Origin of the sequence: Saccharospirillum sp. HFRX-2 (assembly GCF_043196805.1) — a bacterium.
Taxonomy (GTDB): Bacteria; Pseudomonadota; Gammaproteobacteria; order Pseudomonadales; family Natronospirillaceae; genus Saccharospirillum.
In genome coordinates this window covers 1,319,996-1,335,508 of sequence record NZ_JBEBMU010000001.1, presented here as the reverse complement: position 1 = coordinate 1,335,508, position 15,513 = coordinate 1,319,996, and the positions used below count along the sequence as shown (strand labels likewise).

12 protein-coding genes, 1 tRNA gene and 1 pseudogene are annotated in these 15,513 nt (G+C 58.8%); 11 read left to right on the top strand and 3 right to left on the bottom strand.

The features are described 5' to 3' along the window. Positions 1–362 precede the first annotated feature (362 nt). Together ABMA60_RS06220 and pyrC are read right to left on the bottom strand one after the other, a co-directional pair. A tRNA-Leu gene (locus tag ABMA60_RS06220) sits at positions 363–449 on the bottom strand. Between the two features lie 63 nt (positions 450–512). Further along, positions 513–1,553 carry a dihydroorotase gene (gene pyrC / locus ABMA60_RS06215; RefSeq protein WP_392800231.1) on the bottom strand — a complete coding sequence of 347 codons (1,041 nt, stop codon included), beginning with the start codon at positions 1,551–1,553 and terminating at the stop codon, positions 513–515. A 246-nt stretch (positions 1,554–1,799) separates the two neighbouring features. Here pyrC and queA point away from each other — a divergent pair. The 9 genes and pseudogenes from queA to ABMA60_RS06170 form a co-directional block, all read left to right on the top strand. Then, positions 1,800–2,819: pseudogene (queA, locus tag ABMA60_RS06210) on the top strand (tRNA preQ1(34) S-adenosylmethionine ribosyltransferase-isomerase QueA); the annotation flags it as partial. A 289-nt stretch (positions 2,820–3,108) separates the two neighbouring features. Beyond that, on the top strand, positions 3,109–4,245 hold the full coding sequence (gene tgt / locus ABMA60_RS06205) for a tRNA guanosine(34) transglycosylase Tgt (protein WP_392800228.1): 1,137 nt from the start codon (positions 3,109–3,111) through the stop codon (positions 4,243–4,245). A gap of 130 nt (positions 4,246–4,375) precedes the next feature. Then, positions 4,376–4,729 (top strand): preprotein translocase subunit YajC, encoded by a 354-nt coding sequence (gene yajC, locus ABMA60_RS06200; RefSeq protein WP_392800226.1) that lies wholly within the window; start codon positions 4,376–4,378, stop codon positions 4,727–4,729. Positions 4,730–4,826: 97 nt separating this feature from the next. Next, positions 4,827–6,674, top strand: a complete 1,848-nt coding sequence (gene secD / locus ABMA60_RS06195; protein WP_392800224.1) for a protein translocase subunit SecD — start codon at positions 4,827–4,829, stop codon at positions 6,672–6,674. Between the two features lie 10 nt (positions 6,675–6,684). Next, positions 6,685–7,635 (top strand): protein translocase subunit SecF, encoded by a 951-nt coding sequence (secF, locus tag ABMA60_RS06190; protein ID WP_392800221.1) that lies wholly within the window; start codon positions 6,685–6,687, stop codon positions 7,633–7,635. Between the two features lie 113 nt (positions 7,636–7,748). Beyond that, the gene (locus tag ABMA60_RS06185) at positions 7,749–8,762 is read left to right on the top strand and encodes a tryptophan--tRNA ligase (protein WP_392800427.1); all 1,014 of its coding nucleotides are present in this window, start codon (positions 7,749–7,751) and stop codon (positions 8,760–8,762) included. Between the two features lie 2 nt (positions 8,763–8,764). Continuing rightward, a complete protein-coding gene (locus ABMA60_RS06180) occupies positions 8,765–9,991 on the top strand; it encodes a glycosyltransferase (protein ID WP_392800218.1) in 1,227 nt (408 codons plus the stop codon). A 98-nt stretch (positions 9,992–10,089) separates the two neighbouring features. Then, positions 10,090–12,822, top strand: a complete 2,733-nt coding sequence (acnA, locus tag ABMA60_RS06175; RefSeq protein ID WP_392800215.1) for an aconitate hydratase AcnA — start codon at positions 10,090–10,092, stop codon at positions 12,820–12,822. A 235-nt stretch (positions 12,823–13,057) separates the two neighbouring features. Beyond that, positions 13,058–13,318 (top strand): hypothetical protein, encoded by a 261-nt coding sequence (locus ABMA60_RS06170; RefSeq protein ID WP_392800212.1) that lies wholly within the window; start codon positions 13,058–13,060, stop codon positions 13,316–13,318. Positions 13,319–13,335: 17 nt separating this feature from the next. Here ABMA60_RS06170 and ABMA60_RS06165 read toward each other — a convergent pair whose 3' ends face one another. Next, entirely contained in the window at positions 13,336–13,935 is a 600-nt protein-coding gene (locus ABMA60_RS06165; RefSeq protein ID WP_392800210.1) for a LysE/ArgO family amino acid transporter, read from the bottom strand. Positions 13,936–14,032: 97 nt separating this feature from the next. Here ABMA60_RS06165 and ABMA60_RS06160 point away from each other — a divergent pair, with 97 nt between their 5' ends. After that, on the top strand, positions 14,033–14,902 hold the full coding sequence (locus ABMA60_RS06160) for a LysR family transcriptional regulator ArgP (RefSeq protein WP_392800207.1): 870 nt from the start codon (positions 14,033–14,035) through the stop codon (positions 14,900–14,902). A gap of 129 nt (positions 14,903–15,031) precedes the next feature. Beyond that, on the top strand, positions 15,032–15,508 hold the full coding sequence (locus ABMA60_RS06155) for a Dps family protein (protein WP_392800424.1): 477 nt from the start codon (positions 15,032–15,034) through the stop codon (positions 15,506–15,508). The last annotated feature ends 5 nt before the right edge of the window (positions 15,509–15,513 follow it).

The window sequence follows — 15,513 nt, the reverse complement described above, 5'->3', positions numbered from 1 at the left end:
GCCAGTGCTCGAACGAGGCCGGACTCGACGGTCCGACGCTTCGGCCGGCACGTGCCGGTTCGTGTTCGGCTAGCGACGCTCAGCAACGAAAAAGCCCTGACCACTGTAAGTGATCAGGGCTTCTCAAATATGGTACCAGAGGCCGGACTCGATGGTCCGACACATCGGCCGAACGGTGAGAGACCGGCTAGCGACGCCGGGCACAAAAAAGCCCCGACCACCGTAAATGATCAGGGCTCCTTAAATATGGTACCAGAGGCCGGACTCGATGGTCCGACACATCGGCCGAACGGTGAGAGTCCGGTAGCGACGCCGAGCACAAAAAAGCCCCAACCACTCAACGTGATCGGGGCTATCTAATTTGGTACCAGAGGCCGGACTCGAACCGGCACAGTGTTGCCACCGGGGGATTTTGAATCCCCTGCGTCTACCAATTTCGCCACTCTGGCATTGCTTTCGCAAGTGACGGGCATTCTAGCGAAAAAACCTTGCCCGTCAATGGCTTGTCTACTTCAAGTTGCGCTTTTCATGCGCCAGTTGATGGTTCGGCCGGCTTGGAAGGGGACGATGGTCTCGCCGTCGGCCAGTTCGATCTGTTCTGGCAGCTGCCAGGGTTCGCGCACCAGCGTCACTGTGCCTTGGTTCAGCGGCAGGCCGTAGAAGTTGGGGCCGTGTTCGCTGGCGAAGGCTTCGAGTTTGTCGAGTACGCCCAGTTCTTCGAACACCTGCGCATAGAGCTCCAGCGCCGACCAGGCGGAGTAGCAGCCGGCGCAGCCACAGGCGCTTTCTTTCTTGTGGCGTTCGTGTGGGGCGGAATCGGTGCCCAGGAAGAATTTCGGGGAGCCGCTGGCGACGGCGGCGCGCAGCGCTTCCTGATGAGTGCGACGCTTGAGCACTGGCAAGCAGTAGTTGTGCGGGCGGATGCCACCGACCAGCAAGTCGTTGCGGTTGAGCATCAGGTGTTGCGGCGTGAGCGTGGCGGCGACGCGGTCGGGCGCGGCCATGACGAAATCGGCGGCGTCTTTGGTGGTGATGTGTTCGAAGACGACTTTTAAGCCCGGATGACGCTCGACAATGCCGGCCAGATGACGGTCGATAAACACCTGTTCGCGGTCGAAGATGTCGACATCGCCGTCGGTGACTTCACCGTGGATCAGCAATAACAAGCCCGCTTCGGCCAGGGCGTCGAATACGGGGTCGAGGCTATCTAAGGCGCTGATACCCGCCGTGGAGTTGGTGGTGGCACCGGCCGGATAGAGTTTGGCGGCGACCACTCCGGCGGCTTTGGCGGCCTGAATGTCGGCGGCTGTGGTGCGGTCGGTCAGGTAAATAGTCATCAAGGGTTCGAAACTGCTACCGGCCGGACGTGCCGCCAGAATGCGCTCGCGATAGGCGTTGGCCAGGTCGGCGGTGGTCACCGGCGGGGTCAGGTTGGGCATGACGATGGCGCGGGCAAAACAGCGTGCGGTGGCGGGCACAGTTTCGGCCAGCATGGCATCGTCGCGAAAGTGCAGGTGCCAATCGTCCGGGGTACGCAGGGTCAGTTGAGTCATCGACAGGGCCTAAATAGGTGGTAACAGCAGTGAAAATAAGCGCGCCGGAGTTTACCAGATTTCATTTCCTGGCGCTGTCATTGGGCGGTCATCAAACGGGGTTAGTCTGCGCTCGTCGTTAAAGCACTCGGCAACCGATCGGTCCGATCGGAGAACCTCGGAACCTTTGGCCGGCTCCTGCCGGCTTTTTTTATCTCCGCTCAGCCCCTAAAATACGCGGCCCTTTTTCCAGGCCCGACGACCCGCATGGACGTTCGCGATTTTGACTTCAATTTGCCCGACGAGCTGATCGCTCGCCAACCCACAGCTGAGCGCACCGGCAGCCGCCTGCTGTGCCTCGATGGCCCGACCGGCGCCATCACTCATCGCCAGTTCCCGGACTTGCTCGACCAGCTCGAACCCGGCGATCTGCTGGTGTTCAACAATACTCGGGTGATACCGGCGCGGCTGTTCGGCCAGAAAGCCAGTGGTGGCAAGATCGAAGTGCTGATCGAGCGCATGACCGGCGAGCAAACCGCGCTGGCGCATGTGCGTTCGTCGCGCTCGCCTAAAGAAGGTGCTCACCTGCAACTGGAAGGCGGCATCGAACTGGAAGTCACCGGCCGTGACGACAATCTGTTTAAGCTGCGTTGCCTGAACGACACCCCGCTGGTCGAGTTGCTGGAGCAACACGGCCATATGCCGCTGCCGCCCTATATCGACCGCGCCGATGAGGCCAGCGACCGTGACCGCTACCAGACCGTCTACGCCGAACGCCGTGGCGCGGTAGCGGCACCGACCGCCGGCCTGCATTTCGATGAAGCGCTATTAAAGAAGCTGGCCGACAAGGGCGTGAACACGGCTTTCGTCACGCTGCACGTCGGCGCCGGCACCTTTCAGCCGGTGAAAGCCGATAAGGTCGAAGACCACCATATGCATTCGGAGTGGATTGAAGTCTCCGATGCCGTGGTCGAGGCCGTGCGCGCAACCCGCGCTCGCGGTGGCCGCGTTATTGCCGTCGGCACCACCTCGGTGCGGTCGCTGGAATCGGCCGCCGCTTCGGGCGAATTGCAGCCCTTTACTGGCGACACCAACATTTTTATCTATCCGGGCTATCGTTTCCGGGTGGTGGATGCGCTGGTCACCAACTTTCATTTGCCGCAGTCGACGTTGATCATGCTGATCAGCGCCTTTGCCGGCCGCGATGCGGTGATGGCCGCCTATGAAGCCGCCATCGCAGAACGCTACCGCTTTTTCAGTTATGGCGATGCCATGTTTGTCAGCCGCAAACCCCATTCAGAGGACCAAGTGTCCCGATCCGGAAGTTCGTTGAATTTTGCCGAGCCCGCCGGGTCGCATCGCAAGGCGCCAGGGCGCCGGCGTGGTGGTTCCACGTCAAGCCCTGGCAACGCAGTCGGGGGGACCCGGCGAGCCGGCCCTTTGGGAGGGCGTCAGCGGCGCCTGCACCACGTTGCACGACTTGGCCGTAGAATGACTACGGCTCTGCGTCGCGCGCCTCGTTCAGACACCGCTGACACCCTCAAAAATCAACGAACTTCCGGATCGGGACACTAGCATGAGCCGCCAATGCTTTTTGGACTTTGAACTCAAAACCACCGACGGCGCTGCCCGTCGTGGCACCCTGAATTTCCCGCGCGGTAAAGTCGAGACGCCGGCCTTTATGCCGGTCGGCACCTACGGCACGGTGAAAGGCATGACGCCGCAGCAGATCGAAGAGATCGGCGCGCACATCATTCTCGGTAACACCTTTCATTTAATGTTGCGTCCGGGCACTCAGGTCATTGAAGAGCACGGCGACCTGCACGATTTCGCTGGCTGGAACAAACCGATTCTCACCGACTCCGGCGGTTTCCAGGTGTTCTCGCTGGGCAAGATGCGCAAGATCACCGAGCAGGGCGTGACTTTCCGTTCGCCGGTCGACGGCGCCAAAGTCGAGCTGACGCCGGAGCGTTCCATGGAAGTACAGCGCGCTTTGGGTTCCGACATCGTGATGATTTTCGATGAGTGCACGCCGCACCCGGCCACGCACGAGGTCGCTAAAAAGTCGATGGAACTGAGCCTGCGCTGGGCCAAGCGTTCCAAGACCGCCCACGGCGACAGCCCCTCAGCCCTGTTCGGCATCATTCAGGGCGGCATGTATGAAGACCTGCGCGACGTCAGTCTGAACGGCCTCACCGACATCGGTTTCGACGGCTACGCCATCGGCGGCCTCAGCGTTGGCGAACCGAAAGAAGACATGATGCGCATGCTCGACCACGTCACTCCAAAAATGCCGACCGACAAGCCGCGTTACTTGATGGGCGTCGGCACGCCGGAAGATCTGGTTGAAGGCGTGCGCCGTGGTGTCGATATGTTCGACTGTGTGATGCCGACGCGTAACGGTCGCAACGGTCACTTCTTCACCACCGACGGCGTGGTGCGCATCCGCAATGCGCGCCACCGCCACGACACCGCGCCGCTCGATGCCCAGTGCGATTGCTACACCTGCCAGAACTTCAGCCGCGCCTATTTACACCATCTGGACAAATGCGGCGAAATGCTCGGCGCCCAACTCGGCACACTGCACAATCTGCGTTATTACCAGCGCTTAATGGCTGGTTTGCGCGGTGCCATTGAAGCGGGTAAATTGTCGGCCTTTGTGGACGACTTCTACGCGGCTCGCGGCCTGGAAACACCCCCGCTGACGCTGTGATCGACCAACAACCGAACACCCAGCCTTGAGGCTTGGCCAAACGGCCCCATCAAATGGGGCTGCTATGCCTATTTAACTGCCTCTGGCTTATTACAAATTCAATCAACCTCTGGCATTTCGGAGTTACACAATGAAAAAACTGCTCGCCGCCGCTGCCCTGGCTCTGTCCCCGGCACTGGCCCTGGCTGCTCCTGCCGCTCCGGCACAACCGACCTGGCAATTGCCGATCATGCTCGGCCTGTTCGTACTGATCTTCTGGTTCATGGTTTGGCGTCCGCAAAGCAAGCGCGCCAAAGAGCACAAAGCGCTGATCGCTGCGCTGAGCAAAGGCGATGAAGTGACCACCGCTGCTGGCATCGCTGGCAAGGTCACCAAAGTCAGCGACGACTACGTCAGCGTTGAAGTTGCTGAGAAAGTTGAACTGACTTTCCAAAAACAGGCCATCGTCGCCACCCTGCCCAAGGGCACGCTGAAGGCCCTCTAATCGGCCACAGCTAACGCCGCTTCCCCGGAAGCGGCGTTTTCAATTAAGTCGGTAGCCCGCTGGCTCGCTGGCCTGCTCAATCGCTCAGGAAACCCTCATGCTGAACAAGTATCCGCTGTGGAAATACGCCATCGTCATCGTTGTGCTGGCGTTGGGCATCCTCTACAGCTTGCCGAACCTCTTTCCCGCCGACCCGGCTGTGCAGGTGCGTGGCGCCGACGCCGGCATGGTTATGAACCAGACCAGTCTAAATCGCATTACCAACTTGCTCGACGAAGCTGGCATTGACCATTTTGATGATGAAATCGTCGGTCAGTCAGCGCTGGTTCGACTGCGTTCCAACAACGATCAGTTGGACGCCAAAGCCGCTATCCAACGCGGCCTGGGCGGCGACTACATCGTTGCCCTGAACCTGGCACCGACCACGCCCGACTGGTTGACCGCCCTCGGCGCGCAACCCATGGCTTTAGGTCTCGATCTGTCCGGCGGTGTGCACTTCCTGCTGGAAGTCGATATGGACCGCTTTATCGATACTCAGTTGAACAGTTACTCGGCCAATATCCGGCGCAGCTTCCGCGAAGAAAATATCCGTTATCGCGGCGTCGATGTGCTCGACAACGATTCCATTCAGATTCTGCTGGCCGACACCGATTTCCGCGACCAGGCCGAAGACTGGCTGCGCGACAACCTGCCCGATTTCCAACACGAGAACATCGAAGTACGCGGCTTGCCGGGCCTGTCGCTGACGCTGACCGACGCCCGCATCAATGAATTGCAGGACTACGCCGTCAGCCAGAACCGCACCACCCTGAACAACCGGGTGAACGAACTGGGTGTGGCCGAACCGCTGGTGCAGCGCCAGGGTGAAAACCGCATCGTCGTCGAACTGCCGGGCGTGCAAGACACCGCTCAGGCGAAGAACATTCTCGGCAAAGCTGCCAACCTGGAATTCCGTCTGGAAGCCACCAGCGGTGGTGAAGTCTTCCCGATGCGCTCCAGCCAGGGCGGCCGTGGTACGGCGTCTCTGGAACGCGATGTCATCGTCACCGGCGACAACGTCACCGATGCGCGTACCTCTTACGACCAGAACGGTCTGCCGCAGGTTCAGGTCAGCCTGGACGGCGAAGGTGGTTCGCGTATGGGCCAGGTAACGCGTTCCAATATCGGCCGGCCGATGGGCGTGCTGTTTATCGAGCAGAAGTCGGTGCTGCAGCGTTACGAGCAGCAGAATGGCGAAACAGTACCGATTTACGACAGCGTCGAAGAGAAAGAGATTATCTCGCTGGCAACCATTCGCGGCGCCTTCTCCAACTCTTTCGTGATCACCGGTCTGGACAGCCCGCAAGAAGCCTCCGAGCTGGCGCTGTTGCTGCGCGCAGGTGCCTTGGCGGCGCCGATGAGCTTTGTCGAAGAACGCACCATCGGCCCCAGCCTGGGTGCGGAAAACATTAGCCAAGGCACCAACTCAGCGCTGATCGGCTTTGCCCTGGTGGTGCTGTTTATGATCGCCTGGTACAAGGTTTTCGGTATCTTCGCCAGCGTCGCGCTGAGCGCCAACCTGGTGTTAATCGTGGCGGTGATGTCGCTGATGGGCGCCACCCTGACCTTGCCCGGTATTGCCGGCATCGTGCTGACCATCGGTATGGCGGTGGACGCCAACGTGCTGATTTTCAGCCGTATCCGCGAAGAACTGGCCCAGGGACGACCACCGCAAGCAGCCATCGACGCCGGTTACGGCCGCGCCTTTGTGACCATTCTCGATGCCAACATCACCACCTTGATCGTGGCGGTGATTCTGTTTGCCATCGGCACCGGCCCGGTCAAAGGTTTCGCGGTGACGCTGTCGGTGGGCATCATCACCTCCATGTTCACGGCCATCATGCTGACGCGTGCGCTGGCAAACCTGACCTTTGGTGGTCGGGCCCTGAAAAAGCTGCCGATCTGAGGACGCCGACATGAGTGAACCCAAAGTCTTTAACTTTATGGGCCGCCGCCACCTGGCGACGGCTTTTTCCATCACCCTGCTGATCATTTCCGTAGTGTCGCTGGCGGTGCGCGGTCTGAACTACGGTCTGGACTTCACCGGCGGTGCTCAGATTGAAGTCGGCTACGAGCAGCCCGCCGATGTCGAGCAGGTGCGCAGCGTTTTAACCGACGCCGGTTACCGCGATGTGGTGGTGCAGTATTTCGGCAATAACACCGATGTGCTGATCCGTATGCAGGAAGACAACAACCCCAACCTGGGTAACGAGGTGCTGGGTCTGTTGTCGGCCGAACGCGATGACGTTGAACTGCGTCGTAACGAATACGTCGGCCCGCAGGTGGGCGAGGAACTGCGCGAGAAAGGCGGCATCGGCATGATCGTCGCGCTCGGCCTGGTGATGGTCTACATCGCGCTACGCTTCCAGTTCAAGTTTGCAGTAGGCGCTGTTGCCGCCTTGATTCACGATGTCACCATCGTGTTGGGGTTTTTCTCGGTCACACAATTTGCGTTCGACCTGACCGTACTGGCTGCAATTCTGGCGGTGATCGGTTATTCGCTGAACGACACCATCGTGGTGTTCGACCGGGTGCGTGAAAGTTTCCGTACCGTGCGCCGTGACGATCCGACGTATCTGGTCAACCTGTCACTGACGCAAACGCTGGATCGAACCATCATCACCTCTCTGACCACCTTATTGGTATTGATCGCCCTGGGTGTGTTTGGCGGTGAATTGATTCGTGGTTTTGCCGAAGCCTTGATCGTCGGCATCGTCATCGGTACTTATTCGTCCATCTACGTGGCGTCTAACATTCTGCTGACCCTGAAGCTGTCCAAAGAAGATTTGATGCCGCCGGAAAAAGAGAAGGTGGACGAAGAAGAAGTGCCTTCCTGGCTGACCGATCCGGACGAAGAAAAATCCTGATCCGGCAGCGTTAAGCAACACCTTTCGAGCCCCGGCCACTGCGCCGGGGCTCTCGATTTTAGCGGCCCTTTCCGCTAAGGTTCGCCCTTCCTGTTTACAGCCAATCGAGAACCATCAGCATGACGCGCGTCCTGACCGGCATCACCACGACCGGCATTCCTCACCTGGGTAACTACGCCGGCGCGATTCGTCCCGCCATCGCCACCAGCCAAAACCCGGACACCGAATCTTTCTTTTTCCTGGCCGACTATCACGCCCTGATCAAATGTCAGGAGCCGGAACGGGTACAGGAATCGGTACGCGCCATTGCAGCAACCTGGCTGGCTTGTGGCCTGGACCCGGATCGCGTGACCTTCTATCGGCAGACCGATATTCCGGAAATCACCGAACTGACCTGGGTGCTGACCACGGTCACCGCCAAGGGTCTGATGAACCGCGCTCACGCTTATAAAGCGGCGGTGCAGGACAACATCGATGACAACAATGCCGACCCGGATCGTGGCATTACTATGGGTTTGTTCAGTTATCCGGTGCTGATGGCTGCCGACATCCTGATGTTCAATGGTGAAAAAATTCCGGTCGGTAAAGACCAGACTCAGCACATCGAAATGGCGCGCGACATCGCCGGTCGTTTTAACCACATCTATGGCGATACTTTTAAATTGCCGGAAGCGGTCATTGAAGAGTCGGGCATGATTCTGCCTGGTCTCGACGGTCGCAAGATGTCGAAGAGCTACAACAACACCATTCCGTTGTTCGAAGGCGAGAAAAAATTCCGCAAACTGATCAATAAGATCAAGACCAACCTGCTGGAACCGGGCGAACCGAAAGATCCGGATGATTCTGCCTTATTCGATATTTATTCGGCCTTCGCCAGCCCCGAGCAGATTGCCGACATGCGTCAGCAATACGCCAACGGCATCGCCTGGGGCGAGATGAAGCAGCAGTTGTTTGAATTCCTCAATGAGGAACTCAAAGACAAACGCGAGCATTATCTGACCTTGATGGACGATCCGGCTCAGCTCGACGCCATCCTGAAACGCGGCGCCGAAAAAGCGCGTGACTTGTCGGTGCCGTTGATGGCCGACGTGCGTCGCAAAGTCGGCATCGGCCCGATCGCCGGCTGAACATGACCACTTCGGCCGGCCTGGCACTGTTGCTCGCCCGGCACTGGCCGGAGCCCAATTCGACCGCCGCCGGGCGGCGCACGCTCGACCTGATTGGCGCACTGGAAAGCGCCGGTTATCAGGTCGAGATTGCCAGCGCGGCAGAGGCTTCTCCGTTCCAGGCCGCTACCGGCCACCGCCAACACGCTATCGCTGTAAACGACTCAGCTTTCGATCAGTGGATTGCCGAACTCAAGCCCGCGTTAGTGGTTTATGACCGCTTCGTGATGGAAGAACAGTTCGGCTGGCGCGTGCATCAGCAATGCCCAGGCGCCATGACACTGCTCGACACCAGCGACTTCCACAGCCTGCGCGAAGCGCGTCAGCAAGCACTCACTTCCGGCCAACCGCTGAACCTCTTTAACGCCACCGCCGAGCGCGAATTGGCGGCTATGGCGCGCTGTGATTTAACACTGATGATTTCTCAATTCGAAATCGAACTGCTAAAAACGCAGTTTCAGTTCCCGGCCGAGCAACTGCTGTATCTGCCTTTTCTGGTCGACCAATTGCCCGATCTGGACGCCCTGCCCGGTTTCGATGAACGCCAAAATCTGATGATCATCGGTGGCTTCAAACACGCGCCGAATCGCGACGCCGTCGCCTGGTTTCGCACCGCGGTCTGGCCATTAGTCCGTCAGCAGTTACCGACCCTGGAATGCCACGTTTACGGCGCCTATGCCGACCACGCCATCCAGCAGCAACATCAACCCAAGGCCGGTTTTTATCTGAAAGGCCGCGCTGAAGATGCGCTGGCAACGCTGAAACAATATCGACTTAACCTGGCGCCATTGCGCTTTGGTGCCGGCCAGAAAGGCAAGATTCTCGATGGCTGGCTGAGCGGTACACCCACCGTCACCACGCCGATCGGCGCTGAAGCCATGGCGCCTTTGGACAGCTGGGGCTATAGCGTCAGCGACGCTCCGCAACAGCTGGCGAACAACATCGTCGAGCTTTATTCGAACAAAGTTGCCTGGCAGCAAACGCAGCGATCCGCTGTGCAAGCGTTGAAAAGCGGCTTTTGGCATCAAGATTATGTTCCAGGCTTTGTTCGTCGCCTGCACAGTGTGGCGCTGGATCTGGCGCAGCATCGCAACCGTCAGATCTGGGGTCGTATTCTGCGGCGCACCGAGCACCGGGCCGAAGAGTTTATGAGCCGCTGGATCGAAGCCAAGAACAGAGGAAACAAATAAACCGCGCTCATAGCGAAGACTCATCGGTCCGGCAGTGGACAACTGATCGCGCAGCTCCCATCTTGTAGGGAATGCGGACCAACGACGGAGGATTTTCGATGAGCAACAGCTTCAACGCCCTCGACAGCCTGGCAGTAGGTGACAAAACCTACCGCTACTACAATCTACAGGCACTGGCCGATAACACCGACCTCGACCGCCTGCCCTTCTCACTGAAAATCCTGCTGGAAAACCTGCTGCGCAAAGAGGACGGCAAGAACGTCAGCGCCGAGGATATTAAAGCGGTGTGCAACTGGGACGCCAAAGCCGAACCCAGCCATCAGGTCGGTTTTTCGCCGGCGCGTGTGGTGCTGCAGGATTTCACCGGCGTGCCGGCCGTGGTCGATCTGGCCGCCATGCGCGATGCCATGAGCAAACTCGGCTCCGACCCGTCGCGCATTAACCCGCGCTCCCAGGTGGACCTGGTGATCGACCACTCGGTCATGGTCGACTACTACGGCGATATGGAATCGCTGAAGAAAAACACCGACAAAGAATTCGAACGCAACAACGAGCGCTATCAATTCCTGCGCTGGGGCCAACAGGCGCTGGATAACTTCCGCGTGGTACCGCCAGGCACCGGCATCGTGCACCAGGTGAACCTGGAATACCTCGCCGAAGTGGTGATGACGGAAGAGAAAGACGGCGAAACCTGGGCACTGCCCGATACCCTGGTCGGCACCGATTCGCACACCACCATGATTAACGGTCTGGGCGTACTCGGCTGGGGTGTCGGTGGCATCGAAGCCGAAGCCGCCATGCTCGGCCAGCCGATCACCATGCTGATTCCCGAAGTGGTCGGTTTCAAATTCAACGGCAAGCTGCCGGAAGGCGCGACCGCCACCGATCTGGTGTTGACTGTCACCCAGATGCTGCGCAAGAAAGGGGTGGTCGGTAAGTTCGTCGAATTCTACGGCGACGGCCTCGATAACCTGCCCTTGGCCGACCGTGCCACCATCGCCAATATGGCGCCGGAATATGGCGCGACCTGCGGCATCTTCCCGATCGACGACGAAACCCTGCGCTATATGGAACTCTCGGGTCGCAGTCAGCAAAACCGCGATCTGGTCAAAGCCTACGCTCAGCAACAGGGCATGTGGCGCGAAACCGGCGCCCGCGAGGCCGACTACAGCGATACGCTGGAACTCGACCTCTCAACCGTCGAACCCAGCCTGGCGGGCCCGAAACGTCCGCAAGACCGCGTGCCATTGAGCAACGCCAAAGCCGAGTTCCTCAAGCTGCTGGAAGACGACGAAAACACCATCGCTTCCGATCAGGCCGATGGCCGCTTCCTCAGTGAAGGCGGCCAGACGGCGGTCGACAGCGCCAAGCTGCAGGACAAAGGCGCGGTGGAATACGAAATGGATGGCAGCCGCCATCTGCTTAAACACGGCGCCGTGGTCATCGCCGCCATCACCAGTTGCACCAACACCTCCAACCCGGCGGTGCTGATGGCCGCTGGTCTGGTTGCCAAGAAGGCGCGCGAGAAGGGTTTGATGTCACAACCCTGGGTGAAAACCTCACTGGCGCCGGGCTCGCAAGTGGTTCCGGCCTATCTGGAAAAGGCCGGCGTGCTGGCGCCCTTGCAGGAGCTGGGCTTTAACATCGTCGGCTTCGGCTGCACCACCTGCATCGGTAACTCCGGTCCGTTGGATGCCGCCATTTCCGAGGCCATTCGCTCGGGTAACCTCAAGGTATCGTCGGTGCTCTCGGGCAACCGCAACTTCGAAGGCCGCATTCACCAGGACGTGCCGACCAACTATCTGGCCTCGCCACCGCTGGTGGTCGCTTACGCGCTGGCCGGTTCCATGGCCATCGATCTGAACACCGAACCGCTGGGCACAGGCAGCGACGGCAAACCGGTTTACTTAAAAGACATCTGGCCGAGCCAGCATGAGATTGCCGACTGCGTGAACAGTGCCGTCTCGTCCGGTCTGTATCAGGAAAAATACCAGGACGTTTTCGCCGGCACCGAAGCCTGGCGCAACCTGCCGGTGCCGGAAGACGAAATCTATTCCTGGCCGGACTCCACTTACGTCAAGCAGCCGACCTACTTCGAAGGCATGACCATGGAGCCCAAAGCTCCGGCCCCGGTCACCGGCGCACGCTGCCTGGTTAAAGTGGGCGATTCGATCACCACCGACCACATCTCCCCGGCTGGTGCGATCAAACCGGACAGCCCGGCGGGTAAATACCTGCAGGAAAACGGTGTCGAGCCCAAAGACTTCAACAGCTATGGCTCACGCCGCGGCAACCACGAAGTGATGGTACGCGGCACCTTCGCCAACGTGCGCTTGCGCAACCAGTTGGCGCCGGGCACCGAAGGCGGTTTTACCACCCACTTCCCGAGCGGTGAGCAGACCAGCATCTTCGACGCCTCCATGCAGTACCAGAAAGATGGCGTGCCGCTGGTGGTGCTGGCCGGCAAGGAGTACGGCACCGGTTCGTCACGTGACTGGGCCGCCAAAGGCACCAATCTGCTGGGCGTGAAAGCGGTGATCGCCGAGAGTTTCGAGCGTATTCATCGCTCTAACCTGGTCGGCTTTGGCGTGTTGCCATTGCAGTTCCAGCCCGGCGACAACCACGAAAGCCTGGGTCTGAGCGGTGCGGAAAGCTTCGATATCCAACCGATCGAAGGTGAGCCGGAAACACTGGAGGTCACCGCCACCAGTGACGAAGGCAACCAAACCCGCTTTACCGTTCAGGTGCGCATCGACACCGCTGTGGAGTGGGATTACTACCGCCACGGAGGCATCCTGCACTACGTTTTGCGGGAGCTTGCGGCGCAATAAAAGACGCGCCCCGGGATCCTTCCCGGGGCCGTTAACACCTCAGCTTATACTCATCCAATAGTTTGACATCCTGCCCCTAACTGACGTTACCATTACCCGAAACGACAATTTATTGACGCGACTTGTACTTTAAGGCGATATAAATCACACTTTCCGAGACGACTGAATCACAAAACTTGGTCGATCAGGTGGCCCCTTGTAGGCTGCATTCTTTTATTTGAGTCGGGTAACCGGGATGTTTATCGACGGTCTTACAGAACACGAAAAACGCCAACTGGCCATTCATCTGCGTGAGCACGACCACACGCCTTTTATGGTCATCAAGCACGCCCATGCTGCGTCTGAATGCGCGAAACGCGGTATGGAAATTCATCCCATCGACGGCAAGTATTTGCAATTGCTGGATGAAACCATAGCCAGTCTCTACGACAAACATCGCAAAGGGTCGGGCCTGCACTACGCCATCGGCCAGTCAAAGCGTCGGGATCTAGCTTGAGGACGATGCTGTCGTTGCTAAACCAACAGTGATACCGCCACGGCCACCATCACCAGGCCAATCACCGCATCGAAACAACGCCAGTGCCAGGGCGAACGCAGCCACTGCTGCAAATAGCGCCCCAGGCCAGCCAGAGCACTGAACCAGAACAGCGACGCCAGAGCGGCACCCAAGGCATACCAGCCAGGTGCCGGCTGCTGAGCACCCACACTGCCGATCAACACCACCGTATCCAGATAGACATGAGGGTTCAGCAGCGAGATCGCCAGTGCCTGACCCGCCAGCGTCCAGGCGCCCGTCGCACTGACCGCCGGTCCCGCCAGCAAACCCGAATTCCCCTGCCAAGCGCGCAACAGTGACTGCGCCGCTAAATACAACAACAGCCCCACGCCCAACCAGGTCAACACCGGCACCAGCGCCGGCACCAGACGTTGTACGCTGTCCAGACCAAAGACTCCGGTCACAATCAGCACCGCGTCGACACCGGCACAGACCAAAGCCAGTACCAGCCGATGCTCACCGCGCAGACTGCGGCTTAACACCCAGGCGTTCTGCGCCCCAATAGCCACGATCAAACCCAGGGATACCGCAAAGCCCGTCATTAGCGACGACAACATAAAAACAACTCTCAGCGAAAGAATGACTGGGCGCAGCCTAAGCGCTGCGACTATCATTAATCCAACGAATAATCTTAATGCTTAATTAGAGTTTCTAATGATCGACTATCGTTTGCTGGAAGCCTTGTCCGCCGTGATTGAAACCGGCGGCTTCGAACGCGCCGCCGAACAGCTGCATCTGACTCAGTCCGCCGTCAGTCAACGCATCCGCCAACTGGAAAGCCTGCAAGGCCAGCCGGTGCTGATCCGCACCCAGCCACCGGTTGCCACCGACCTGGGTCGACGGCTGAACAACCATCTGCAGCAGGTTCGTCTGCTGGAACACGATCTGACCCAGGCCGATCAGCCGCTGAGCATTCGCCTGACCGCCAATGCCGACTCCATGGCAACTTGGCTGCCAGCAGCACTGGGTATGGCCGAATCCAGCCAGCGGTTCAATTTCGACCTGATCGTTGAAGATCAAGACATTGGTTTGAAGCGGATGCGTGATGGTGAAGTCATGGCCTGCATCTGTGCGCAGAGCCAAAGCGTTAACGGCGGCCGCGTCCAGCCTTTGGGTATTCTGCGTTACCGCGCCCTGGCCAGTCCCGACTTTATGCAACGCTACGACTTAAGCGACGACAACGCCCTGAGCCAGGCGCCCTGTCTGATCTTCAATCACGACGACCGACTACAGCACCGTTTTCTCGCCGATCAGGGCGTGGCGGGGCCCGGCCGGGTGCACCGCTGCCCGACCTCCGAAGGCTTTGTGCGTATGGCGCAAGCCGGCCTGGGTTTCGGCATGATACCGGAACTGCAGGTCACCGACGCCATTAGACGGGGGCAGTTGATCGACATCCGCCCCGGCTATCATCTCGATGTGCCGCTGTACTGGCACTACTGGCAGACCGAAAGCGACGCCCTGGGCGAGCTGCGCGAGGCAGTAACACAGCATGCAGAGCAAGTCTTGCGACCGCTCATCAATTGACAATTATGATTGAAAAGATTCATTTTCAATCATAAAAACTATCGCCACCTTTAAACCAATTCATTCGCCCTTATCTGGTAGGTGTAAGACACTAGGCAGCAATTAAATTGAAGCCTGAATAGGAGGCAAATCATGAGTACCAATGCTATTGGCTTAAACACCGCCAGCGCCGAAAAACTGGCCAAAGGCCTGAATGAGTTGTTGTCTAACTATCAGGTCTTCTACATGAACGCCCGGGGATATCACTGGAACATCAAGGGCGACAACTTCTTCGAACTGCACGTCAAATTCGAAGAGCTGTACACCGACCTGTTAACCAAAATTGATGAAGTGGCTGAGCGTATTCAGACTCTGGGTCACGAACCGCTGCACAGCTACAGCGACTACATCAAACAGGCGTCCATTGAAGAGCACACTAAAATTCGTGACGGTCGCGTTGCCATTGGTCACATCCTGGAATCCTTCCAGTCACTGATCGGCAAACAGCGCAGCTTGCTCGCCGTCGCATCCGATGCTGGCGACGAAGGCACCGCCGCCCTGATGAGCGACTATATTCGCGAACAGGAAAAAACCGTCTGGATGTATCGCTCTTACATGGGTGAATAACGACG